This window comes from Streptomyces sp. NPDC012474 (assembly GCF_042955185.1).
Lineage (GTDB): Bacteria > Actinomycetota > Actinomycetes > Streptomycetales > Streptomycetaceae > Streptomyces > Streptomyces cahuitamycinicus.
Window position 1 is genome coordinate 89,084 of the sequence record NZ_JBIBEP010000022.1, and the last position, 24,982, is coordinate 114,065.

The window sequence follows — 24,982 nt, forward strand, 5'->3', positions numbered from 1 at the left end:
CCGGGTGCAGCCATCGTGCACAGGAGGGTGGAGCTACCTCCACCCCCAAGATTCCGTCCCGCTGCGATGTCACCGTCGCGCGGGCCCGATTGAGTGGACACCATGAATCAAGCAGCCGTCCGGCTCCGCTCCGTGACCCGGTCCTACGGGACAGGCGACAACGCGGTCACCGCCCTCGACCAGGTCAGCCTCGACATCCCGCGGGGTACCTTCACCGCCGTCATGGGCCCCTCGGGCTCCGGCAAGTCGACCCTGTTGCAGTGCACCGCGGGGCTCGACCGGCCGACCGGGGGGCAGGTCTTCCTGGGTGAGACCGATCTGACCCGGCTGAGCGAGAAGAAGCTGACGCTGCTGCGCCGGCGGCGCATCGGGTTCGTCTTCCAGGCCTTCAACCTGCTGCCCGCGCTGACCGCCGAGCAGAACGTCGGGCTGCCGCTGCGGCTCGCGGGCCGCCGCCCCCGGCGGTCCGAGGTCCTGAACGTCCTGGAGAAGGTCGGGCTGCGGGAGCGCGCCGGGCACCGGCCCAGCGAGATGTCGGGCGGCCAGCAGCAGCGGGTGGCGCTCGCCCGTGCCCTGGTCACCCAGCCGGAGGTGCTGTTCGGTGACGAGCCGACGGGCGCCCTGGACTCGACCACGAGCCGTGAGGTGCTGACGCTGCTGCGGGCGATGGTCGACCGCGGCCAGACGGTGATCATGGTGACGCACGACCCGGTCGCCGCCTCCTACGCGGACCGGGTGCTCTTCCTCGCCGACGGCACGGTCCAGGGCGAGCTGTACTCCCCGACGGCGGAGCAGGTCGCCCAGCGGATGACCGCCCTGAGCGCCGTCCCGTCGAAGGCCTCGGCGGTGGCGTCGTGCTGAGTCTCGCGCTGCGCGGGATGCGCACCCGCTGGGTCACGTTCGTCGGTTCGTTCGTCGCGCTCGCGCTCGGCGTCGGCCTCATCGCCACCACGGGCCTCGCGCTCGCGGCGACGTTCGACGCGCCGGAGCGGGGCACCGAACGGTTCGCCGAGGCGCGGGTCGTGGTGCAGGGCACGGACGAGGTGAAGGCCGACACCCCGATCGGGGTGCGGACGTCGACGCTGACCAACCCCCGTGCGGTCCCGGAGGAGCTGGCGGGCAAGCTGGCCACGGTGGGCCCCGTCGCCGAGGACCGTACGTTCCCGGTGTCGGTGCCGGACGCGGACCGGCGGGTCGGCGCTGACGCCGCGCTCGTGGGCCACTCGTGGGCCGTCGCCGCGGCCACCCCGTACCGTCTCACCTCCGGACGCGCCCCCACATCGCCCGGCGAGGTCGTCGTCACGACCGGGCCCGGCGCGCAGGTGCGCGCCGGGGACCGGATCCAGGTCGTCACGCCCGAGGGCGCCGGCACCCGCACCGTGGTCGGCACGGTGCCGGCGGCCGGCTTCGAGTCGGCGGTGTTCTTCACCGCCGCCGAGGCCGCGCGCCTGTCACCGCGCATCGACCGGGTGACGGTGGACGCCGACCCGGCCGCCGTCCGCGCGGCGCTCGGCACCGGCTCGGGCATGGCCGTCCTCGCCGGCGAGGACCGGCGGCGCGCCGACCCCGACCCGGACCGCGACAAGGAGGCCCTGGTCTCCGTGAACGCCCTGCTCGGCACCGCGGCCGGCATCACCGCGTTCGTGTCGGTGTTCGTGGTCGCCTCGACGTTCACCTTCGCGGTGGCGCAGCGCAGGCGGGAGTTCGGTCTCCTGCGGATGGCGGGCGCGACCCCCGGCCAGGTACGGCGCATGCTCTACGCGGAGGCCCTGGTGATCGGGTTGCTCGCATCGGCCGCGGGGTGCTGGCTGGGTCGCTGGGCCGCGCCGCGGCTCGCCTCGTGGATGTCGGGACAGGGCATCGCCCCGACCTGGTTCCGGATCGGTGAGCAGGCCTGGCCGCTCCATGTCGCCTTCTGGACCGGCCTGACGGTGGCCCTGTGCGGTGTCGTCGTGGCGTCCTTCCGCGCGGGCCGGACCGGACCGACGGCGGCGCTGCGGGAGTCCGCCGTAGACAGCGGCACGATGCCGTGGAGCCGTCTCCTGGTGGCCGCCGCCGTGCTGCTCACGGGCCTCGGCCTGCTCGTCATGGCGCTGGTGGAGAACCCCGGCGACGTGCTGAAGCGCAAGACGTACATCACCCAGCCGATGCTGCTCATCGTGGCGATCGCCCTGCTCGCGCCGGTCCTGGTGCGGCCACTGACCCGGCTGCTGACCTGGCTGCCCGCCCGGCTGCCGGGCGCCGTGGGCATGCTGGCGCGGGAGAACGCGGCGGCCGGGGTGCGCCGGACGGCGGCCGTGGCCGCGCCGGTCATCATCACCGTGGCGCTGGCCTGCTCACTGATGGGCACGACCGCCACCATCAACGAGGCCAAGGCCGCCGAGGCCCGCGCCCAGACGCGGGCCGACTACATGGTCTCGTCGGGCGACGCGGGCCGGGCGCTGCCCGCCGGGTTCGTCCGGGCGGCCCGTGACGTCCCCGGCGTCACGGTCAGCACGTCCCGCTCGACCGGGGTGACCGTCCTGGAGGAGGGCACCGCCCTCGTCCGCTCCGAGGCCCGCGCCGTCGACAGCGGCACGGACCTGTCCGCGGTGTCCCAACTCCCGGTCGTGGCAGGCAAACTGGCCGACCTCGACGACGACAGCATCGTCGTCAACGAGGAATGGCTGACCACCCGCGTCGGCGACCGGGTGCCCGTCTGGCTGGGCGACGGCCGCAAGGCGAACCTCAGGATCGCCGCGGTCCTCGGGATCGGCACCGGCAACAACGGCGTGTACCTCACCGCGCGCAACGCCGCCGGCGCGGGCGTCGACCGCGTCGACATCAAGGTCGCCGCCGACGCCGACCGGGCCGCCGTCGACCGGCGGCTGCGCGCGGCGGCCGAGGCGAGCGGCGTCGAGGTGCTCGGCGCCGGGCAGTGGATCGACGCGCACTACCCGCGCTCCAGCGAGTCCACTCGGCTCGGCCTGCTGATGATCCTGGCCATCGCCCTGGTCTACACGGGCATCGCGCTGGCCAACACGCTGGTCATGGCCACCACGGACCGGGTCCGCGACCTCGCCGCGCTGCGCCTGACGGGCGCGACGAAGACCCAGGTGCTGCGCCTGGTCGCCGTCGAGTCGGTGATGGTCGTGGTGGTCGGCGCGGTGCTCGGCGCCGCCGTCTCGGCGGTGAACCTGCTCGGCGTCCGCACCGCCCTCGGCCTGCTGGACGTGCGCTCCGCGATCGTGGTGCCCTGGCCTACGGTGGGTGCGGTGATCGCCGCGAGCGCCCTCCTCGCGGTCCTCGCGGCCACCCTGCCCGCGTCGTTCGCCCTGCGCACCCGGCCGGTGGAGCTGGCGGGCATGCGCGAGTAGTCCCGGCTCAGACGTACCGCCCGATCCCTACGAGCCTGAGAGGCACAGAAGTTGACGAGTGAGACCGCGGCACCCGGGTCGTTGTTCAGAGAGTTCCTGCGCAGTCCCCGGCAGGTCGGTGCCATGGCTCCCAGTTCGCGCCGGCTGGCCGCCGAGGTGGCCCTGCCCGTGCCCGAGTCAGGCAACCCGGTGGTCGTCGAACTCGGGCCCGGCACCGGGGCGTTCACCGGAGTGATCCAGGAGCTTCTCGGCGGTCGCGGTCATCACCTGGCCGTGGAGATCAACCCTCGGCTGGCATCGTCGCTCGCCGAGCGCTTTCCGCGCGTGCAGATCCTGAACGACGAGGCGGTCGCGCTGCCTCGGCTGCTCGCCGAGTGCGGACTGGGTGCGGCGGACGCCGTCATCAGCGGGCTGCCCTGGGCCAGCCTGGACCCTACGACGCAGCGCTCGACGCTCGACTCCGTACGCCGGGTCCTGGCACCGCAGGGGGCGTTCACGACCTTCGGCTACGTGCACGCGACGTACCTGTCGTCCGCACGGCGCTTCCGGCGCATGCTCGGCTCGTCCTTCGAAGAGGTGGTGCCGGGCCGCACGGTGTGGGGCAATCTGCCGCCGGCGTTCGTCTATCACGCCCGGCGTCCACGCCCCCGCCTGTCGCCCGCGACCATCGATCTCCTCGTCGCGCAGGTCGGTGCGCGTGCCGCGGCGAGCTCAGGCATGCGCTCCTGAATCCCCCGCAGGGCGCATGAGTCCGCCGCTGTACCCGACACGGGTACAGCGGCGGATCGATGCCGGGACGGCCGCCCCGCGGCGTCAGCCGTCGGACGGCTCGGCCATCGCCACGGCGATCTTGCGCGGGCCGGTGAAGGGCTCACGGGCGTGCGCGGCCAGCATGTTGTCGACGACCAGGACGTCGTGCCGCTGCCAGTCGAAGCGGGTGCTCGCGTCCCGGTAGCACTGACGCAGGTGGGCGACGACATCGTCGGGGATCGCCGCCCCGTCCCCGTAGTAGGAGTTGGTGGGCAGGTCCTCGGGCGCGAAGATCTCCAGGAGTCCGTCGCGCACATCGGGGGCGACCGTGCTGACGTGGAAGAACGTGATGTGGTTGAACCACACGGTCTCCCCCGTCACCGGGTGCCGGTGCACCGCGTCGCGCACGGCCGTGGTGCGCAGCCCGCCGGCGGTCCACTCCACGTCGATGCCCTTGCCCGCGCAGTACGCGGCGACCCGGTCCCTGTCGTCGGTGTTGAAGGCCTGCTGCCACGGCACCCCGAAGTCCTCGTGGAAGTTGCGCACCACACGCCAGCGGCGCCGCGTGAACTCCTCCCGCACGTCGGGGTCGATGGCCGCGTGGACGGCCCGGATGTCGGCGAGCGGGGTGGCGCCGAGCGTGTGGGCGGGCTCGATGCAGAAGAAGTACAGGGTCTGCGGCCAGACCGATTGGTACGAGTTCTCGTTGTGCAGGAAGATCTCCTCGTCCGCCGGATAGTCGGTCGAGGTGTACACCTGCCCCTTGATGGTGGAGCGCGGCGAGGAGCGTTCCGCGTACGTCAGCGGCGGGGTGCCCGACAGGGCGTGCACCGAGCCGTTGAAACCGTCGACGCCGTCGACCGCGAAGCCGCGCAGCAGGACCGCGCCGCGCTCGACGAGGGCGGCGCGGACGGCCGCCCGGTGCTGTGCGAGGTACGCGCCGATCTCCACGGAGGGGTCGGGGGCGAGGAAGACCTTGGGGAGATGGCCCGGGAGGTCGACTCCCTGGTCCGGCATGGCGGTCGGGGTGGATATCGCCTGGATGGTCATGGTGGTGGTCAGCTCCTGGAGGAGGCGAAGGGTTCGAGCAGGGAACGGGACAGCGCGGATTCCCGCGTGCGCGGGACGGCGGGGCCCGCACGGCCCACGGGCCCGGCAAGCGCCGTGAAGAGGTCGTTGCGGCTCGGCACGTCCTCGGCGAGCCGGTCTCCTCCGGTGTCCGTGTCCGGCCGTGACCTGCGGTGCGGCACCGCGCGTCCGGCCACGGAGAGCAGCCGCGGGTCGGCGGCGGACGGCGGGTCGTGCGGGGCGCCCTGCCGCGGGTGGGCGCCACCGCCGTCGCACGGAGCGCGGTACTCGCGCTCAGCGGTATTCATCGGCCTCAGTCGGACATCGCGACGAGCACGCGGCGGGTTCCGGTGAAGGGCCGGCGGCCGTGCGAGACCAGCATGTTGTCGATGAGCATCAGGTCACCGGTGCTCCAGTCACAGTTCACGGCGGCGTCCAGGCCCCGGTCACGGATCTGAAGGACGTACTCGTCGGGGATGGGCGTGCCGTCGGCGAACGTGACGGACTGCGGCAGTTCGTCGGCCGGCATGATCTGGGCGAGCGCGGCGGCGGTGTCGTCGCCGAGGCCCGCCGGGTGCCACTGGTCGGACTGGTTGAACCAGACCTCCGCGCCGGTCACCGGGTGCACAGCGGTCGCGGGCCGGACCTGGCGCACCCGCAGCGAGCCGTCCGGCTTCCATTCCCATTCGGCGCCGGTCCGTCCGAGGAAGGCCTCGACGTCGGCGCGGTCGGTGGTCTCGAAGGTGTCCTGCCAGCTCTTGCCGAGGCCGAGGCCGTCGTGCAGGTTCTGCTGGTAGCAGACGCCGTCCTTGAACGCCTCCCTTACCTCCGGGTCCAGGGACTCGAACCAGAGCGCGGAGTCGGTCACCGGGGTGGCACCGCCGGTCTCGGCGGCCTTCTGGCAGAAGAAGAGCAGGCGGGCCGGCCAGGCGTGGGCGTACGACATCTCGTTGTGCATCGAGATGGTGAACTCCTGCGGGTACTCCGTGGAGGTGTAGACGTTCTTGCCGACCTTGGTGCGCGGCGAGTTGCCGTGGACGTAGGCGAGCCGGTTGGGCAGCAGTTCGTCCATGACCGGGTCGAGTTCCTCCTGCGTGACGCCGAAGCCGCGGAAGATCAGGGCCTTTTCCTTGACGAGCTGGTCGTCGACGGCGGCGGTGTCGCCGATCACCTTGAGCAGCCCGGCGGCCGAGGCCTCGACCCCGGCGCTCTGCGGGGTGATGACCAGGGGGCTCCAACTGGGGGTCGTGTTCATGAGGTGCGTTCTCCTTCTTGTTCTTGTTCTCGTACGGGTTCTTGCTGCTGTTCCTGGGAGGCGTGCTGTTGCTGAGAGGCCTGCTGTCCCTGGGAGGCGTGCTGTTGCTGAGAGGCCTGCTGTTCCTCGGAGGCGAGGAGGCGGGTCAGTGCGGAGGCCGCGGCGAGGAGCGCCAGGACGCCCATCGCCGCACCGAGCAGGACGGCCGTGCGGGCCGCGCCGAGGGAGTCGAGGAGTACTCCTCCGGCGAGTGCGCCGAGTGCGTTGGCGCCCGAACCGGCGAGTTGCAGGGCGCTGTTGACGCGGCCCTGGAGGGCGTCGGGCGTGGTGCGCACCTGGTGGACGCCGCCGGCGACGTTGACGGCGCCGCCCACCAGGCTCATTCCGGCCAGCAGTGCTCCGAGGAGCGGCGGCGAGCGGGTCAGGGCGAGGGCGGGCACGAGCAGCGCCCACACCACGAGCGCCCCGCGGACCAGGCCGGCCAGGCCGATGCGGCGTGTGGCCCAGCCGCCGCAGAGGGCGCCGACGGCGCCGCCCGCTCCGCTGATCGCCGCGATCACGCCGACCGCCGCGGGTGAGAGCCCGTCCTCGTACAGGACGAAGGCGGGCAGCAGGGCCAGCGCCTGGAAGATCATGTTGCTGCCGGAGATCAGCAGCGTGATCCGGCGCAGGAAGCGGCGCCGCCACAGCCAGCGCAGCCCCTCGGCGATCTCGGGCCCGAGCCTGCGCCGGGCGGCCGCCGGCCTGCTGCCGAACGGCGTCCTGACGCACAGGACGGCGAGCAGTGACAGCAGGTGCGCGACGCTCCCGAGCAGGAACGGCGACCATCGGGCGGCGGCGAACGCGGCGCTGCCGAGCGGTTGTCCGAGCAGGCCGGCGGCCCGTCCCCGCGCCTCGTTCCCGGCGAGCGCCGCGGTGAGCTGCGACTCCGGCACGACGTGACGGACGCAGGCTCGTTCGGCGAGGCGGTGGCAGACCATCAGCGATCCCTCGACGAACGCGGCCACCGCCAGGTGGGTCAGATGGACCCGGCCCATCGCGACCGCCGTGACCACGCTCGCCGTGGACACGGCGCAGCCCGCGCTGCACACGAGCATCGTGCGGCGCCGGTTCCACCGGTCGACGAGCGCTCCGGCGGGCAACTGCACGATCAGGTGCGGGAGTTGCGCCGCGAAGGCGGCCACCGCCCCCGCCGCCGCCGACCCGGTGGACCAGATCAGCAGCAGCGGGTAGGCGACCGAGGTGGCGCGGGAGCCGAGCAGGGTGAGCCCGGCGCCGCTCCACAGCTTGAGGTAGTCGCGGTTGCGTCGCAGGGGGACCGGATCCGGCCCCTTCGCCCGCGGGTGCGCGGGAGCCGTCCGGCCGTCGGTGACGCTCACTCTCCCGGTGCGGCCGGGCCGCCCGCTCGGCACCACTTCAGGACGGCCATCGCGCTGTGCATCTTGTTCTCGGCCTGTTCGAAGGCGATGCTGTGCGGCCCGTCGAGCACCTCGGCGGTGACCTCGTCGCCGCGGTGCGCCGGCAGGTCGTGCAGGAACACGGCCTTGGGGCTGGTCTCCCACAGCCGCGCACTCACCTGGAACGGGGCGAAGACGTCCCGCCAGTTGGGGTCGGGCTTGGTGGTGCCCGTGGTCTGCCAGCGCGTGGTGTAGACGGCGTCGACGTCGGCGGGCAGGTCGTCCATGTCGTGACGTTCGCGCACGCTCGCGCCGGTGCGGGCGGCGTGCGCCTCGGCCCGGGCGAGATAGGCCGGGTCGAGCCCGTAGCCGGGCGGGGTGCGCAGTTCCAGCTCCGCGCCCGGGAAGCGGCTCAGGGCGAGGGCGAGCGCGGACGCCGAGTTGTTGCCCTCGCCCACGTACAGGACGCGCAGCCCGTCCAGCCGGCCGAAGTGCGCGCTCAGCGTGGTGAGGTCGGTGAGGGCCTGTGTGGGGTGCTCCCCGGCGCTCATCGCGTTGACGACGGACATCCGCCGCTGGCTCGCCCAGGCCCGCATCTCCGCCTCGTCACCCGCGGTGCGGGCCACCAGGACGTCGAGCATGCGGGAGAGCACGGCGCCGGTGTCCTCGCTGGTCTCGCCGGTGTTGAGCTGGAGGTCGCCGGGCCCGTAGGTGATCACGGAGGCGCCCAGGCGCAGGGCGCCGCTGGAGAAGGCGGTACGGGTGCGGGTGGACGTCTTGCTGAAGTAGATCCCCACGACCTCGTCCCGCAGCGGCTTAGGGCCGCCCTTGCGGTCGGCGGCGCGGAAGGCGACACCGTCCGCCACCAGGGTGCGCAGGTCGTCGTCGGTGAGGTCGTCCACGGAGATGAGGTGGCGTGTGCCGGGGTGGTGCACAGGGTCCTCCTGGGTGGTGGTGGCCGTTCGCGGGCCGTGGGTGGTCATGCCCGCTCCTCGTCGGTGACGACGGGGCTGAGCAGCGGATGGTGGGCGGGGGCGGCGGAGCCGGTGCCGGCGGCCGCCCATTCGGCCATCAACTCGCCCTTGCCGAAGGTCTTTTCGTGCTTGCCGAGCCGGGCGGTCAGGTGCTTGACGACGCCCTTGCCGCTGTCGGAGTTGGTGAGGGCCACCAGGCCGACGCCGCTGCCGAGGTGGGAGAGCGAGAGGTTCCAGTAGCCGGCGGGTTCGCCGCCGTGGCCGAACTCGGCGTCGCCGCCGGTGTCGTCGACGATGGTGCCGAGGCCGTAGAAGCTGCCCGGGTGGGTGGCGAGCAGTTCCTGGGCGACGGCGCGGGGCAGCAGGGCCCCCTCGTGGCCGAGGAGCGAGGCCCGCACCTGCCGGGCGAGCCGGGCGATGTCCTCGGCCGTAGTCCACAGTCCGGCGGCGGCGAGGTGGGCGCGTTCGCGCCAGCCCCCTTCCATGGCCACGCCCTTGACGTGGTGGCCCAGTGCCACCGGCCGCCCCGACGTGCGCGGGAAGTCCTGGTCGAAGCTGCTGCCCGTCATGCCGAGCGGCGCGAGGACCAGGCGGTGCGCGAGGTCCTGGAACGCCTCACCGGTGACGTCCTCCAGGAGCTGCTGGAGGACCCAGTAGTGGGTGCTGGACTTGCGGAACGTGGAGCCGGGCACCAGCTGGCGGCGTACGCGCGGGGTCGAGACGGCGTCCGTGCCCTCCAGGAGGTCCCGCAGGGTGGGCACCTCGCCGCCCGGCGGGAATCCGACGCTGCGGTGCCGGGCGAGCCCGGCGGTGTGCCCGAGCAGCCGCCGGACGGTCACCGCGCCGGGTGCCGAGTCCAGGTCGTCGAGGCGCCAGGACGTCAGGTGCGTGTCGATGGAGTCGTCGAGGCCGATGCGCCCCTCGGCGACGAGTCGCAGGGTCGCGAACGCCGCGACGTGCTTGCTGATCGAGCCGACCTGGAACAGCGTGTCCGGGGTCACCGGCCGGTCGCCGTCCACCGCGAGGACTCCGGCGGCGTGAGTGCGCACCGAGCCGTCCGCGCCCAGCAGGGCCAGGCTCACGCCGGGCACCTGGTGCTCGGCCATGAGGGCGTCCAGGTCGTCGAGAGCGACCGTCTGCGTGGCCTCGGCGGCAACCTGCGTGCCGCCGCCGAGCAGGGCGGCGACCTGGGCGAGGGGCCCCTCGGTGAGGCGTGTGGCGTCGCCGCCGGCGGCCTGCCGCAGGAGCGAGGCGAGCAGCTCGGCCGGGACCTCGACCGGTGCGGCCTCCGCCTCGGCGGCCTCGGCTGCCTTGGCGGCCTTGGCGGCCTCCTCCGCGGCGGCGGCCGCCCTGTCCTCGTCGATGGCCGCCGCCAGGTCGACGAGCGTGCCGTGCTGGTACATGCGCCAGACCGACACCGCGAGGCCCTCGCGGCGGGCCGCCGCGAGCACCTGGATCATCAGGATCGAGTGCCCGCCGAGCTCGAAGAACTCGTCGTGCACGCCGATCTCGTCGACACCGAGCACCTCGGACCAGATCTTGGCGAGCGTGCGCTCCGTGTCGGTGCGCGGCGCCACGAACTCGCGGCCCGAGCGCATCGCCGAACGGTCCGGCGCCGCCAGCGACTTGCGGTCGACCTTGCCGTTGGCGTTAAGCGGGATCGCGTCCAGGGCGACGAACGCGGAGGGCACCATGTACTCCGGCAGCAGCGCCCCGCAGTCGTCGGCGAGGGCCGAGGCGTCCGGCAGCCGCTGTCCTTCCGCGGGCACGCAGTAGGCGACGAGGCGCTTGTCGCCGGGCGTCGGCTCGTGCACGGCGACCACGGCGTCCCGGACGGCCGGGTGGGCCGCCAGCACGGCCTGCACCTCGCCGAGTTCGGCGCGGTAGCCGCGGATCTTCACCTGGTCGTCGAGACGGCCGAGGAACTCGATGTTCCCGTCGGCCGGCATCCGGACCCGGTCGCCCGTGCGGTACAGGCGGCTGCCCGCCGGCCCGTACGGGTCGGGCACGAAACGCTCGGCCGTCAGGCCGGGGCGGCCCGCGTACCCGCGTGCCACACCCGTGCCGCCGACGTACAGCTCGCCGACGACACCGGCCGGCACCTCGCGCATCGCCGCGTCCAGGACGTACGCCGTCATGTTCGGCAGCGGGCGGCCGATCGGGACGACGTCGAGCGCGACGTGGTCGGTGACGGGGTGGATGGTGGAACCCACGGACGCCTCGGTCGGCCCGTACTCGTTGATCATGCGGCCGGCGCCGAGGACTTCGAGGGACCGGTTGGCGGTGGAGCCCGGCAGGGCCTCGCCCGCGACGACGTAGACCTGGCTGAGCCGGTCGACCTGCTCGGTGGTGAGCTGCTCGGTGAGGATGTCCAGGTGGCCCGGGGTCAGCTTGACGAAACTGTACGGCTCGCCGTCGAGCAGCGCGGCCGGCAGGTCGGCGGGCAGCGTGTCCTGCGGGACGACGTGCACGGCCTGTCCGGTGACCAGCGGCCCCCAGAGGTTGGGGACGACCAGGTCGAAGGCGACCGAGGAGAACAGCGGCGCACCGCCGGTGCCCCGCACGGCGAGCTCGTCCGCCGCCCAGGCGACGTGGTTGGCCAGGCCCCGGTGCGGGACCTGGACGCCCTTGGGCCGCCCGGTGGAACCGGAGGTGAAGATGACGTAGGCGAGCCGCTCGGGGTCGTCGACCCGGGCCACCGCACCGAACTCGCCGTCTCCCTGGGCCAGTCGGGCGATGTCCAGGACCGGCACGGTGCCGGGGAAGCGGTCCGTGTAGCCCTCCTGCGTCACGGCGAGCCGCGCGGCCGCGCTCTCGCACATGGAGGCGATGCGCTCGGCCGGGTAGGACGGGTCGATCGGCACGTAGGCGCCGCCCGCCTTCCACACCGCGAGCAGCGTGGCGAGCAGGTCCGGTCCGCGGTCGAGCAGCACGCCCACCGTGGACTCGGCGCCGACGCCCGCCGAACGCAGCCGGTAGGCGAACCGGGTGGCCCTGGCGTCGAGTTCGGCGTACGACAGCTCACCGCCCGCATGCCGTACGGCGACGGCGTCGGGGGTGCGGGCCACCTGCTCCTCGAAGCGCTGCAGGACGGTCGCTTCGGGGAAGTCGCGGGCCGTGTCGTTCTGCGCGAGCAGCCACTCACGCTCCTGTGCGGGCAGGTAGGTGTCCTGGGCGCTGCCCTGCGGGTCGCCGGCCATGGCCTCCAGGACCTGCCGGTACAGGGCGGTCAGGCGTTCGCCCTGCTCGCGAGCCAGGGCGTGGGTGTGCGTGGTGAGCAGCAGGTGCCCGGAGACCGCGGAGACAGCGAGCGCGAACTCGGTGCCGCCCTCTCCGCCACTGGCCCCGGCGTCGACGAGCTTGTCGTCGACGTGGTCGAAGTCCTGGTAGCTGAACCGGACGTGGAGCAGACGGCCGGCGCCCGCCTCCCGCTGGATGACGGGCATCGGGAATCGCCGGCGGTCCCAGACCTCGGCCTCGCGGGCGAAGACCTGGCGGACCAGGTCGGTCCAGTTGCCCGCGGTGCGGTCGAAGGCGAACGGCAGGGTGTTGAGGTACATGCCGTAGACGCGTTCCGCGCCGGGCGACTCGGGGCGGGCACTGCACACCAGGCCGCTGAAGAAGCCGTCCTCCTCGGTGAGGGTGCTCATGACCTTCAGGTGGGCGGCGAGCAGCACGCTCTTGAACGACGCCTGTGCCCGGGTGGCCAGGGCCCGCAGGCGCGGTTCCAGATCGTGCACGGGCACGGCGAGCCGGTACTTCTCGCTCGGCCCGGCGGGGTTCCCGGCCCAGCCGGCGGGCAGTGCGAACGGTGCGTACCGGCCGATGACGTCCTGCCAGTACGTCCGGTCCTCCGCCGAGTCCAGCGAGGCCAGTTCGGCCGCGATGAAGTCGGCGTAACGCACCGGCGTGGGCTCGGCGGGAGCGGGGACGCCGCCCTCGCGCAGGGCGCGGTAGACGTCGAGGAGCTCCATCAGGAGGGCGCGGTGGCTCCAGCCCTCGGTGATGGCGTGCGAGACGGTGACGACGAGTCGCCAGGAGTCGTCGGCCTCGACCTGGGCTGTCATGCGCAGCAGCGGGGCCGCCGCGAGATCGAGTCCCCGGGTCCGCTCCTCGCTCATGATGTTCCGTACGCGCAGCTCGCGGGCGCCCTCCGACAGCTGCCGCAGGTCCTCCACGGCCAGCGGGATCCGGGCCTTCGGGTGCACGATCTGCAGCGGCTGGGTGAAGGCGTCCAGGTCGAAGGAGGTCCGCAGCATCTCGTGCCGCCCGGTGACCACGTCGAGGGCGGTGCGCAGGGCGTCCGCGTCGAAGGGGGTGCCGTCGGTGATGCGGAACGACGCGACGTTCAGATAGACCCGCCGTTCGTCGTCGGCGAGCATCTCGACGAGCATGCCGAGCTGGACCTGCGACATCGGGTACGCGTCCACGACGCCCTCGGGCAGCCCGGCCCGGTCCTCGTCGGCGAGCAGTGCGAACGGCTCGACGGGCGCGGCGGTCTCCTGCGGCGCCGGGCGCCCGGTGAGGAACTCGCTCAGCTCGGCGACCGTGCGGTACTCGAAGACCTCCCGCACGCCGACGTCGAAGCCGGCCGCACGCAGGGCGCCGACCAGGGCGACCGCGCGGATGGAGTGGCCGCCCAGGTCGAAGAAGCCGTCCAGGACGCCGACCCGTTCCAGGCCGAGGACCTGCGCCCAGATGTCCGCCACCTGGGCCTCGGTGATGGTGCGGGGCGCGACATGGGACGTGCCGCCGTCGAGGCCGGTGTCGTCCGGCGCGGGCAGGGCCCGCTTGTCGGTCTTGCCGTTGGCGTTGAGGGGGATCGCGTCGAGGGCGATGTAGGCGGCCGGGAGCATGTAGTCGGGCAGCCGGGCACCGCTGTGCTCGGCGAGTTCGGCGGCACTCGTGCCCGCGCCGGACGGGACGTAGTACGCGACGAGCTGGATGTCTCCCGTCGCCGTCTCGTGCGGGACGACGACCGCCTCGCGGACCGCCGGGTGCTCTGCGACGACGGTCTGGATCTCGCCGGGTTCGATGCGGTAGCCCCGGATCTTCACCTGGTCGTCGAGGCGGCCGAGGAACTCCACGGCGCCGTCCGGGCGGGTCCGGGCGAGGTCGCCCGTGCGGTAGAGGCGGCTGCCCGCAGGCCCGTACGGATCGGGCACGAAACGCTCGGCCGTCAGACCGGGCCGGCCCGCGTACCCGCGTGCCACTCCGGTGCCGCCGACGTACAACTCACCCGCGACACCGACCGCGACCTGGTCGAGCCGGGCGTCGAGGACGTACATCGTCATGTTCGGCAGCGGGCGCCCGATCGGCATGACCTCGCCGGACTCGGCGTCGGTGACGGGGAAGACACAGGTGCCGACGGAGGCCTCGGTCGGCCCGTACTCGTTGACGAGCTCCGTCCCCGGCGCCAGCGCCCGCCACCGCTGCACCGTCGCCCGCGTCAGCGCCTCACCGGCGACCACCAGCACCGGCGCCAGAGCGGAAGCCTGCTCGGCGGTCAGCTGGGAGGCCAGGACGTCGACGTGCCCCGGGGTCAGCTTGATGAAACTGAAGGGGCCGGCGGCGGACAGTTCACGTGCCAGGTCGGCGGTGTCGGTGTCCTGCGCGATGGTGTGCACCCGCTGGCCCGTGACCAGCGGCGCCCACAGGTTGGGGACGACCAGGTCGAAGGCCACCGAGGAGAACAGCGGCGCACCCGTCGACCCCCGCGAGGCGAGATCCCGCGCCGCCCAGGCGACATGGTTGGCCACACCCCGATGCGTGACCGCCACACCCTTGGGCCGGCCCGTCGAACCCGACGTGAAGATGACATACGCCAGCGCCTCGCCATCCTCCACACGCTCCGGCACCGACCGCGGCCGCGCGTCGATCTGCGACGCGTCCCGGTCCACCAGAACCACACCCACATCACCGCCGAAACGATCCGCATACGCGGACTGCGTCAGGACGGTGCCCGCACCCGCGCTCCCCAGCATCGAGGCGATCCGCTCCGCCGGATAGGACGGATCGATCGGCACATACGCCGCGCCCGCCTTCCACACCCCCAGCAGACCCGCCACCAGGTTCGGGCCACGGTCGAGCAACACACCCACCACGGCACCCGGGCCGCTCACCCCCGACGCACGCAGATGGTGAGCGATCTGATTGGCCCGCACATCGAGCTGCGCGTACGTGACCACCTCACCGGCGAAACCGACCGCCGGCGCCGAGGGAGTGCGCGCGGCCTGCTCCTCGAAACGGGCGCACACACTCGCGTCACCGAAGTCGGCACGCTCGCCCGTGCCCTGTTCCAGGAGTGTCTGCCTGGTGGCGGAGGGGAGATACGAGGCACTCGCATCGCCCCCCGGGTCCGCGGCCATCGCCACGAGGACCTCGCGCAGGGTGCCCGCGAGACGCTCCAGGGCCTCGGCGGAGACGTGCTTGCGGCCGCCCGTCAGGAACAGGTGGCCGAGGCGGGCCGAGACGCCGAGCGGGAACTCGGTGGGGCTGTCGTCGATGCTCGCCAGGTAGTCGACCCGGTCGCGGTCGACCTGGTCGAAGTCGTGGTAGCTGAAGCGGACCGAGACGAGCCGCTGCCCCTCCTCGGCCTGCCGCTGGATGTCGGGCATCGGGTAGCCGCGGTGCGGCCACAGTTCGACCTCGCGCTCGAAGACCCGGCGCACCAGGTCGCGCCAGGTGCCAAAGGCGCCGTCGAAGGCGAACGGCAGTGTGTTGAGGTGCATGCCGTACAGGCCGTCGGCACCGAGGGCCTCGGGGCGGGCGTTGCACACCAGGCCGGTGAAGAAGCGCTCGTCGCCGGTGACCGTGCTGAGGACCTTCAGATGGGCGGCGTGCAGCACGCTCTTGAGGGAGGCGCCGGCGGTGGACGCCAGGGCACGCAGCTGCGGCTCCAGGTCGTGGAAGGGGACCTTGACCCGGTGCGGGGCGCCCGCGACCCCGTCGCCCGCCCAGGCCTCGGGGAGCGCGAACGGCGTGTGGCCCTCGATGATGCCGGTCCAGTACGCGCGGTCCTCGCCGGCCTCCCGGGAGGCGACCTCGGCGGCGATGAAGTCCGCGAACCGCACGTCGGGGGCGGCCGGCGCGTCCACGGGCTGCCCGTCGCGGGCCCGGTGGTAGCCCTCGACGATCTCCATCAGGAGGGAGTGGTGGCTCCAGCCGTCGAGGATCGCGTGGCACTCGGTGATCGTCAGCCACCAGCTGCCGTCGTCGCAGGCCGTGCCGTACAGGCGCAGCTGCGGCGCGCTGTCCAGCGGGATCAGCCGGGAGCGCTCCTCGGCGGTGAAGGCGCGCAGCGCGTCCCGCACCTCCTCGTCGCCGAGGCCGCGCAGATCGCGTCCCTGCACCGGCGGTTCGACCCGTTCGTGCACCAACTGCATGGGGACGGCGTAGGAGTTGAGGTCGAAGGACGTGCGCAGCACCTCGTGCCGGGCGACGGCCGACGCGACCGAGGCGCGCAGCGCCTCGATGTCGAAGGAGCGGCTGTCGGGGACCCGGAAGGAGGTGACGTTGTGGTACGGATGCCGGCCGGTGTCGCTGAGCATCTCGACGACCATGCCGATCTGGACCTGCGACATCGGGTACGCGTCCACGACGCCTTCGGGCAGCCCGGCCCGGTCCTCGTCGGCGACGAGGGCGAACGGGCGTACGCCGTGGGTCGTGGTGACCGGCGCCCGGCCGGCGAGCTGCTCGCACAGCAGGGCCACGGTGCGGTACTCGAACAGGTCGCGGACGCCGACGTCGAGCCCCGCCTCGCGCAGCCGGCCCGCCAGGGTGATGGCGCGCAGCGAGTGCCCGCCCAGGTCGAAGAAGCTGTCGTGGACGCCGACCCGGTCCACGCCGAGGACCTCACCCCAGACGGCGGCGGTGCGCTCCTCCAGGGCGGAGCGCGGCGCGGCGTACTCGGATGTGGCCACACGTGCGGCGGGCGCGGGCAGCGCCTTGGCGTCGAGCTTGCCGTTGTCGGTCAGCGGCAGCGCGTCGAGGACGACGAAGGTCTCCGGGACCATGTACTCGGGCAGTTCGCGGGCGAGTAGGGCGCGCAGCCCGGCGGGGTCGGGGGCGGCACCGCCGGCGGGGACGACGTAGGCGACGAGCTGCTTGTCGCCCGGGGTGTCCTCACGGACCAGGACGACGGCGTCACGCACACCGTCCTGCGCCGTGAGCGCGGCGTTGATCTCACCGAGCTCGACGCGGAAACCGCGGATCTTCACCTGGGCGTCGTTGCGGCCCAGGAACTCCAGACTGCCGTCGGCGAGACGGCGCGCGACGTCGCCGCTGCGGTACAGACGGTCCCCCGGCGCCCCGTACGGGTCGGGCACGAACCGCTCGGCGGTCAGGGCGGGACGGCCCACATAGCCGCGGGCGACGCCGCGCCCCGCGACGTGGATCTCCCCGGGCACCCCGATCGGCGCCAGGTTGCCGTGCGCGTCGAGGATGCGGACGGCGAGGTCGTCGAGAGGGACGCCGACCGGGCTGACGGAGCCCCGGGCGAGGTCGTCCTCGTCGAGGAGGTGGTGCGTGACATGCACGGTGGTCTCCGTGATGCCGTACATGTTGACGAGCGTGGGGGCGTTCAGGCCGAGTCGGTCCGCCCACGGCCGCAGGTCGGCGACTTCGAGCTTCTCGCCGCCGAACACCACGGTGCGCAGGGCCAGTTCGCCGACGCGCGGATCGCCCTCACGGGCGGCGGCGACCAGCGCGCGGAACGCGGACGGCGTTTGGCTGAGCACCGTCACGCCCTGCTCGACGAGCAGGTCGAGGAACGCGGACGGATCGCGCGAGACGTCCTTCGGCACGACGACGAGCCGGCCTCCGTGCAGCAGCGCGCCCCACATCTCCCAGACGGAGAAGTCGAAGGCGTAGGAGTGGAAGAGGGTCCACACGTCGTCGGTGCGGAAGCCGGTCTGGTGCGCGGTGACCGTGAAGAGGCGCTCCACGTTGGCGTGGGTGAGGCCGACGCCCTTGGGACGGCCGGTGGAGCCCGAGGTGTAGATGACGTAGATCAGGCTGTCGGCGTCGGTACGCGGGACCGGGTCCGTGACCGGCCGGGCGGCCAGCGCGGCACGGTCCTCCTCCGCGTCGAGGACGAGGACGGGCCCGTCGTGCAGGCCGTTCAGCAGCTCCGCGTGGGCGCGTTCGGTCACCACGACCGGGGCTGCGGCGTCCTGGAGCATGTAGCCGATGCGGTCGGCGGGCTGCGAGGGATCGAGCGGCAGATAGGCGCCGCCCGCCTTGAGGACGCCGAGCAGGGCGGGCAGCAGGTCGGCGCCGCGCTCCAGGCAGACGCCGACCAGGGTCTCCTGGCCGACGCCGAGGGCGACGAGGTGGTGGGCGATGCGGTTGGCGCGCTCGTTGAGCTCGGCGTACGTCAGCTCCTCGCCGGCGGCGTGCACGGCGACGGCGTCCGGGGTGCGGGCCGCCTGCTCCTCGAAGGCCCGGTGGACGGTTCGGGTGACCTCGCCGGTGACGGCCGCGCCCTGTGTGAGCAGACGCACCTCGTCCGCGCCGAGGAAGGCCAGCTGAGCCAGGTCGGCGTCCGGGTCCGCGGTCGCCGCGTCGAGGAGGCGGACGAGCTGCCCGGTGAGGCGCTCGGCGGTGGCCCGGTCGAACAGCTCGACGGCGTACTCCAGGTGCCCGTGCAGCCTGCCGTCGGCGTCCTGGCGCAGCTGAAGGTCGAGGTCGTACTTGGCGGCGTCGCCGTCGGCCCGGTACGGCTCGGCGGCGATGCCCGGCAGGGCGAAGGAACTGGTGCGCTCGCCGTGCATGGTCAGGGCGACGTCGAAGAGAGGGTTGCGGGACAGGTCGCGCTCGGGCTGCACGGCGTCGATCAGCCGGGCGAACGGGACGCCCTGGTGGTCGAAGGCGCCGAGGACGGTGCCCTTGGTGGCGTCGACGAGATCACGGAAGGAGGTGCCGTCGGCCCATCTCCCGCGTAGCGTCAGCGTGTTGATGCCGTAGCCGAGCATGCCCTGCAGCTCCGGGCGGCCCCGCCCGGACACGACCGTGCCCACGGTGACGTCGGCGGAGCCGGTGTGCCGTGCCAGCAGGCTCTGGAACGCGGCGAGCACGACCATGAAGGGCGTGGCGGCCCGCTCCCGGGCGAACTCCTGCACGCGCCCGGCGAGTGCGGCGGGCACGGAGAAGGCGACCGTGTCACCCGTCGCGTCCCTCACGGCCTTGCGGGGCCGGTCGGTGGGCAGCTCGATCGGAGTGATGCCCGCCAGCTCGCCCTTCCAGTGGTCGAGGTGGCGCTCCAGGGTGGCGCCGGACATCTCGGCGCGCTGCCAGGCGGCGAAGTCGGCGTACTGGACGGCGACGTCGGGCAGCCGCGGCTCCTCCCCCTTCACGAGGGCGGCGTACAGGGCGCTCAGTTCCTGCCCGACGATCTCGGTGGACCAGGCGTCGCAGGCGATGTGGTGGAAGACGACGGTGAGCACGTGCTCCTCGTCGCCGAGCCGGATCAGACGGGCCCGCACCGGCAGGTCGCGCTCCAGGTCGAACGGCACGAAGATCTCGCCGGTGACGATCGCCTGGACGCGTGCCTCGCGCTCGTCCTCGGGCAGGTGCGTGAGGTCTTCGAGGGGCAGCGTGACCCGTTCCCGCTCGGAGACGATCTGCACCGGCTCCTCGCCGTGCAGCCCGTACCGGGTGCGCAGGATCTCGTGCCGGTCGGTGAGCCGCTGCCAGGCGTCGGCCAGGACGCCGGCGTCCAGGGCCCCGGTCAGCCGGACGAGCAGCGGGACGAGGTACTGGGTGCTGTCGGGGTCGAGGCGGTTGAGGAACCACATCTGCTCCTGCCCGTACGACAGGCGCAGCGGGGCGTTCCGGTCCGTCTTGGGTATCGCGCTTCTGCGCGCACGCCGCCGCCCGGCGAGCCGCTGCCGCACGATCGTGTCGCGCGCCTCGTCCGTGTCGATGCCCGGGGGCGTGGTGGCACCGGTGCTCATGCTGTCTCCTTGACCGGCGCGGGGCCGTTGATCGCGGGGTCGGGGTGGGTGGACGCGCCGGCGGGACCGGACGGGTCGTCGAGGTGCGCGGGCCGGAACAGGCCGGACGGGTCGTCGAGCTCCGAGGGGTCCTCGATCTCCGGCGGGTCGGCGATGCCGGACGGGTCGTCGGCGTCCACCACCTCGCCGGGGTCCGACAGGCGTGGCCCGCCGGCCGCGTCCGGTCCGTCGAGGTCGGCGAAGATCTCCCGTTCCACGGCCACGGCCAGCTGAGCCACCGTCGGGCCCTCGAAGACCGCCCGGACCGTGAAGTCGATGTCGAACTCCTCCTGGATGCGGGAGATCAGGCGGATCGCCAGGATCGAGTTGCCGCCGGAGTGGAAGAAGCTGTCCGTCATGCCGGGCTCGACCGCGAGGAGTTCGGTCCAGATCTCCGCGAGGCGTTCCTCGGTGGCGGTGCGCGGAGCGATCCGGCCCTGCGGGGTGACCGTGTCGCCGGCGTCCGGCGCGGGCAGGGCCCGCCTGTCGGTCTTGCCGTTGGCGTTGAGGGGGATCTCGGCCAGCGGGACGTAGTGGTCGGGAAGCATGTACTCCGGCAGCCGCGCGGCACAGTGCGCCGCGAGCTCGCCGGCCGGGGTCACGTCCGCGTCGTCCCGCGGGACGTAGTACGCGACGAGCTGGATGTCTCCCGTCGCCGTCTCGTGCGGGACGACGACCGCCTCGCGGACCGCCGGGTGCTCTGCGACGACGGTCTGGATCTCGCCGGGTTCGATGCGGTAGCCGCGGATCTTCACCTGGTCGTCGAGGCGGCCGAGGAACTCCACGGCGCCGTCCGGGCGAGTACGAACGAGGTCACCCGTGCGGTAGAGGCGAGCACCCGCAGGCCCGTACGGATCGGGCACGAAACGCTCGGCCGTCAGACCGGGCCGGCCCGCGTAGCCGCGCGCCACCCCGGTACCACCGACATACAGCTCACCGGGCACCCCGACGGGCACGAGAGCCAGCCGGGCGTCGAGGACGTACATCGTCATGTTCGGCAGCGGGCGCCCGATCGGCATGACCTCGCCGGACTCGGCGTCGGTGACGGGGAAGACGCAGGTGCCGACGGAGGCCTCGGTCGGCCCGTACTCGTTGACGAGCTCCGTCCCCGGCGCCAGCGCCCGCCACCGCTGCACCGTCGCCCGCGTCAGCGCCTCACCGGCGACCACCAGCACCGGCGCCAGAGCGGAAGCCTCCTGCGCGGTCAACTGCGCCGCCAGCACCTCCACATGTCCGGGCGTCAGCTTGATGAAGCTGAACGGGCCCGCCGCCACCAACTCCCGTGCCAGGTCGGCCGTCTCGGTGTCCTGCGCGATGGTGTGCACCCGCTGGCCCGTGACCAGCGGCGCCCACAGGTTGGGGACGACCAGGTCGAAGGCCACCGAGGAGAACAGCGGCGCACCCGTCGACCCCCGCGAGGCGAGATCCCGCGCCGCCCAGGCGACATGGTTGGCCACACCCCGATGCGTGACCGCCACACCCTTGGGCCGGCCCGTCGAACCCGACGTGAAGATGACATACGCCAGCGCCTCGGCATCCTCCACACGCTCCGGCGCCGACCGCGGCCGCCCATCGAGCAGCGACGCGTCCCGGTCCACCAGCACCAGACCCACATCACCGCCGAAACGATCCGCATACGCGGACTGCGTCAGGACGGTGCCCGCGCCCGCGCTCTCCAGCATCGAGGCGATGCGCTCCGCCGGGTAGGACGGATCGATCGGCACGTACGCCGCACCCGCCTTCCACACCCCCAGCAGACCCGCCACCAGATCCGGTCCGCGGTCGAGCAGCACCCCCACCACGGCACCCGGACCACTCACCCCCGACGCACGCAGATGGTGAGCGACCTGATTGGCCCGCACATCGAGCTGGGCGTACGTGACCACCTCACCGGCGAAACCGACCGCCGGCGCTCCAGGCGTACGGGCGGCCTGCTCCTCGAAACGGGCGCACACACTCGCGTCACCGAAGTCGGCGGCGGAGGCGTTCCACTCCGTGGCGATCAGGTGCCGCTCCGCGTCGGACAGCAGCGGGACCTCGGCCAGGCGCGCCGACGGGTCGGCGGTCACCTCTTCGAGGAGGCGCACGAACTGCTCCCGCACCCGCTCCACGGTCGCCGCGTCGAACAGCGTGACCGCGTACTCCAGGACGCCTTCCAGGGAGCCGTCCGCCGAGCGCCCGATGAACACCGACAGGTCCGTCTTGGCGACGGTCCACGACTCGGCGAAGGCGCGCAGGTCGGCGGCGTCGGTGGCGATGCTGGTGACGCCCTCGCTGTGCATGTCGAAGGCGACCTGGTACAGCGGCGTGCGCGACAGGTCGCGCTCCGGCTGGATCTCGTCGACCAGGCGGTCGAAGGGCAGTTCCTGGTGGGCGAAGGCGGCGGTCGCCGCGGCCCGCACCCGGCCCAGGGCCTCCTCGAACCGCAGCTCGGGACCCAGCCCGCAGCGCACCACGAGGGAGTTGAGGAAGAAGCCGACGGTGCCGGACAGCTCCGGTCGGGTGCGGCCGGCGACCGGGGTGCCGACGGGCACGTCCCACTGGCCGGTCTGCCGCGCCAGCACCGTGGCGAACGCGGTGAGCAGCGTCATGAACTCGGTCGCCGCGTTCTCCCGGCTCAGCCGCTCCACGGCCGCCGCAAGGCCGGGCTCGATCCGGATCGGCACGACCGCACCGCGCGGGTCGCGCACGGCGGGCCGGGGCCGGTCGGCGGGCAGGTCGAGCGCGGCGATGCCGTCGAGCGCGGTGCGCCAGTGGGCGAGCTCGCCCGCGACGAACTCGTCGGTCTGCCGTCCGGACTGCCAGGCCGCGTAGTCCGCGTACTGCACGGTGACCGCGGACAGGGCGGGCTCGCGGCCCTCACGGGCGGCGGAGCACAGCTCCTGCAGTTCGCGCTCAAGGACGACCGTGGACCAGCCGTCGCACGCGATGTGGTGCAGGGTGACGAGCAGCACGTGGTCCTCGCCGGGGATCCGGGCCAGCAGCGCCCGCCACAACGGCCCGGTCGCCAGCTCGAAGCCGCGCGCGAACTGCTCCTCGAAGTGCTCGGCGAGCCGCTCGCGCCCGGTGTCGACGACCCGCAGTTCCACGGGGTGCGCGGCGCCGATCACCTGACGGGGCTCGCCGCCCTCGTCGACGTACCGCGTGCGCAGCGCCTCGTGACGGCCGCCGAGCGCGGTCAGCGCCGACTGCAGCTCGTCCGGCGTGGTGGCGGCCGGCAGACGCAGGATCAGCGGGGCGACCCACTCGCGGCTGCCCGGGCCCATCCGGTCCAGGAACCACAGCCTGCGCTGCCCGGACGAGAGCGCCAGGCGGCCCGCACGGTCGACCGTCGGGATCGGGGCGCTGTCCGCGTCCTGCGCGCCGATCAGCCGGGCCTGGGCCTCGACCGTGGTGGCGCTGAACAGGCCGCGCATCGACAGGGTGACACCGGTGGCGCGCAGCCGGGCCGCGAGCCGGGTGAGCTGCAGGGACGTGCCGCCCAGGGCGAAGAAGTCGTCGGTGGCACCGACCTTCTCGCGGCCCAGCAGCGCCGCCCACACCTCGGCGACCTTCTCCTCGGCCGCGTTGCGCGGGGCGACGTAGGCGCCCTGCCCGGTGAGATCGTCGCCCTGCTCCAGGGCGGCGGTCAAGGCCGCGCGGTCGATCTTGCCGTTCGGCGTCAGGGGCAGCTCGTCGAAGGTACGGAACAGCGAGGGGACATGGCTGTCGGGCAGCCGGGTGCGCAGGAAGCGGCGCAGGTCGCCCCCGGTGAGCTCGCCGCGCGTGGTGACGGCGGCGCCGATGCGTACCGCGTCCTCATCCGTGCGGTACGCGACGACGGCCGCGCCCGTGACCTGGGGGTGCGTGCTGAGCTGGGCCTCGATCTCGCCGGGCTCGATGCGTACGCCGTTGACCTTGAGCTGGCCGTCGGCACGGCCCTGGTACTCCAGGAGACCTGCCGCGTTCCAGCGCACCAGGTCGCCGGTGCGGTACAGGCGGGCGCCGGGCGGACCGTACGGGTCGGGCACGAACCGCTCCGCCGTGAGGTCGGGGCGCCCCGCATAGCCCTGGGCGACGCCGACACCGCCGGCGTACAGCTCTCCCGTGACGCCCTTGGGCGTGAGCCGGCCGTCCGCGCCGAGAACGAGGACCCGCATCCCGGTGAGCGGCCGGCCGATCGGTACGGGCCCGGTCTTCTGCGCCGGGTCGACCTTGTGGGCGGTGATGTCGATCGAGCACTCCGTGGGCCCGTACGTGTTCCAGACCTCGATGCCGGGCCCTGCCAGCTCCCTGACCTGCTCGACCAGTTCGGCGTGCAGCGGTTCGCCCGCCGACGCGAGCAGTCGCAGCGCGCCGCAGCCCTCCCAGGACGGTTCCTCGACGAGCAGGCGCAGCACGGACGGCACCAGCTGGAGCACGGTCACGCCGCCGTCGGCGACGGCTTTCAGCAGCGCGGCGGCGTCCTTCTCGGCGCCGTCCGGCGCGACGACGACGCTCGCTCCGCAGGCCAGCGGCGCGAAGATCTCCCAGCCCGCCGCGTCGAAGCCGACGGACGTCTTGAACAGGATCCGGTCGCCGGCGCCGAGCCGCTGGGCGCGCACGGCCCAGGCGACCCGGTTCGCGATGCCCTCGTGGGTGATCTGTACGCCCTTGGGGGCGCCGGTGGAGCCGGACGTGAAGATCGTGTACGCGAGCGAGGCCGAGTCCACCGGCGCCGGGCCGGCCGGGCCGTCCTCGGCGGCGGTGGTCAGCTCCTCGGTGCTCAGGACGCGCGGGCCGTCCTCCCCGAGCGGCCCGCGCAGTGCGGCTGTGGTGACGACGAGTTCGGCGCCTGCCTGGGACGCCAGGGATCTGAGGCGCCCGTGCGGATGACCGGCGTCCAGCGGCAGATAGGCCGCGCCCGCCTGCCACACCCCGAGGAGCGTGGCGATGAGTTCGGCGCCCCGGGGGAGGCACACCCCGACCAGGGAGCCCGGGCCCACGCCCTGCGAGCGCAGGAAGCGCGCGGTGCGCCCGGCGGCGTGGGCCAGGTCCCGGTAGGTCGTCGTTCGTGGGCCGTCCAGCACGGCAGCCGCGCCGGGCGTGCGGTCCGCCTGCGCGGCGAAGAGCGCGGGCAGGGTGGGCGGGACGGTTCCGCTCAGGGTGTTCCCCGGCAACTGTGCGGCGTTCAACAGGTGCTCCTTCAATGACCTGGCGTACTGGACGG

10 protein-coding genes are annotated in these 24,982 nt (G+C 73.3%); 3 read left to right on the forward strand and 7 right to left on the reverse strand.

Going from position 1 to position 24,982, the window contains the following annotated elements; all coding sequences use genetic code 11:
• Positions 1 to 102 precede the first annotated feature (102 nt).
• From ACFY9S_RS35010 to ACFY9S_RS35020, 3 genes are all read left to right on the forward strand, one after another.
• Positions 103 to 861 carry an ATP-binding cassette domain-containing protein gene (locus ACFY9S_RS35010; protein ID WP_391136808.1) on the forward strand — a complete coding sequence of 253 codons (759 nt, stop codon included), beginning with the start codon at positions 103 to 105 and terminating at the stop codon, positions 859 to 861.
• On the forward strand, positions 855 to 3,356 hold the full coding sequence (locus ACFY9S_RS35015; protein ID WP_391136811.1) for an FtsX-like permease family protein: 2,502 nt from the start codon (positions 855 to 857) through the stop codon (positions 3,354 to 3,356). The genes ACFY9S_RS35010 and ACFY9S_RS35015 overlap by 7 nt, the downstream gene beginning before the upstream one ends.
• A gap of 123 nt (positions 3,357 to 3,479) precedes the next feature.
• A complete protein-coding gene (locus tag ACFY9S_RS35020) occupies positions 3,480 to 4,085 on the forward strand; it encodes a methyltransferase domain-containing protein (protein WP_391136814.1) in 606 nt (201 codons plus the stop codon).
• An 84-nt stretch (positions 4,086 to 4,169) separates the two neighbouring features.
• Here the strand turns inward: ACFY9S_RS35020 and ACFY9S_RS35025 are convergent, their stop codons facing one another.
• From ACFY9S_RS35025 to ACFY9S_RS35055, 7 genes are read right to left on the reverse strand one after another with little or no spacing between them, the layout of a single operon-like run.
• Positions 4,170 to 5,156, reverse strand: a complete 987-nt coding sequence (locus tag ACFY9S_RS35025; protein ID WP_391136817.1) for a TauD/TfdA family dioxygenase — start codon at positions 5,154 to 5,156, stop codon at positions 4,170 to 4,172.
• 8 nt (positions 5,157 to 5,164) lie between these two features.
• Positions 5,165 to 5,482 carry a hypothetical protein gene (locus tag ACFY9S_RS35030; RefSeq protein ID WP_391136820.1) on the reverse strand — a complete coding sequence of 106 codons (318 nt, stop codon included), beginning with the start codon at positions 5,480 to 5,482 and terminating at the stop codon, positions 5,165 to 5,167.
• A gap of 5 nt (positions 5,483 to 5,487) precedes the next feature.
• Entirely contained in the window at positions 5,488 to 6,429 is a 942-nt protein-coding gene (locus ACFY9S_RS35035; RefSeq protein ID WP_391136823.1) for a TauD/TfdA family dioxygenase, read from the reverse strand.
• Positions 6,426 to 7,808 carry an MFS transporter gene (locus tag ACFY9S_RS35040; protein ID WP_391136826.1) on the reverse strand — a complete coding sequence of 461 codons (1,383 nt, stop codon included), beginning with the start codon at positions 7,806 to 7,808 and terminating at the stop codon, positions 6,426 to 6,428. The genes ACFY9S_RS35035 and ACFY9S_RS35040 overlap by 4 nt, the downstream gene beginning before the upstream one ends.
• Positions 7,805 to 8,809 carry an ornithine carbamoyltransferase gene (locus ACFY9S_RS35045; protein WP_391136829.1) on the reverse strand — a complete coding sequence of 335 codons (1,005 nt, stop codon included), beginning with the start codon at positions 8,807 to 8,809 and terminating at the stop codon, positions 7,805 to 7,807. Before ACFY9S_RS35045 ends, ACFY9S_RS35040 begins: the two co-directional genes overlap by 4 nt.
• Entirely contained in the window at positions 8,806 to 19,755 is a 10,950-nt protein-coding gene (locus tag ACFY9S_RS35050; protein WP_391136832.1) for an amino acid adenylation domain-containing protein, read from the reverse strand. The genes ACFY9S_RS35045 and ACFY9S_RS35050 overlap by 4 nt, the downstream gene beginning before the upstream one ends.
• Complete coding sequence (locus tag ACFY9S_RS35055) at positions 19,752 to 24,947, reverse strand: amino acid adenylation domain-containing protein (protein ID WP_391136835.1); 5,196 nt, start codon at positions 24,945 to 24,947, stop codon at positions 19,752 to 19,754. The genes ACFY9S_RS35050 and ACFY9S_RS35055 overlap by 4 nt, the downstream gene beginning before the upstream one ends.
• Positions 24,948 to 24,982 lie beyond the last annotated feature (35 nt).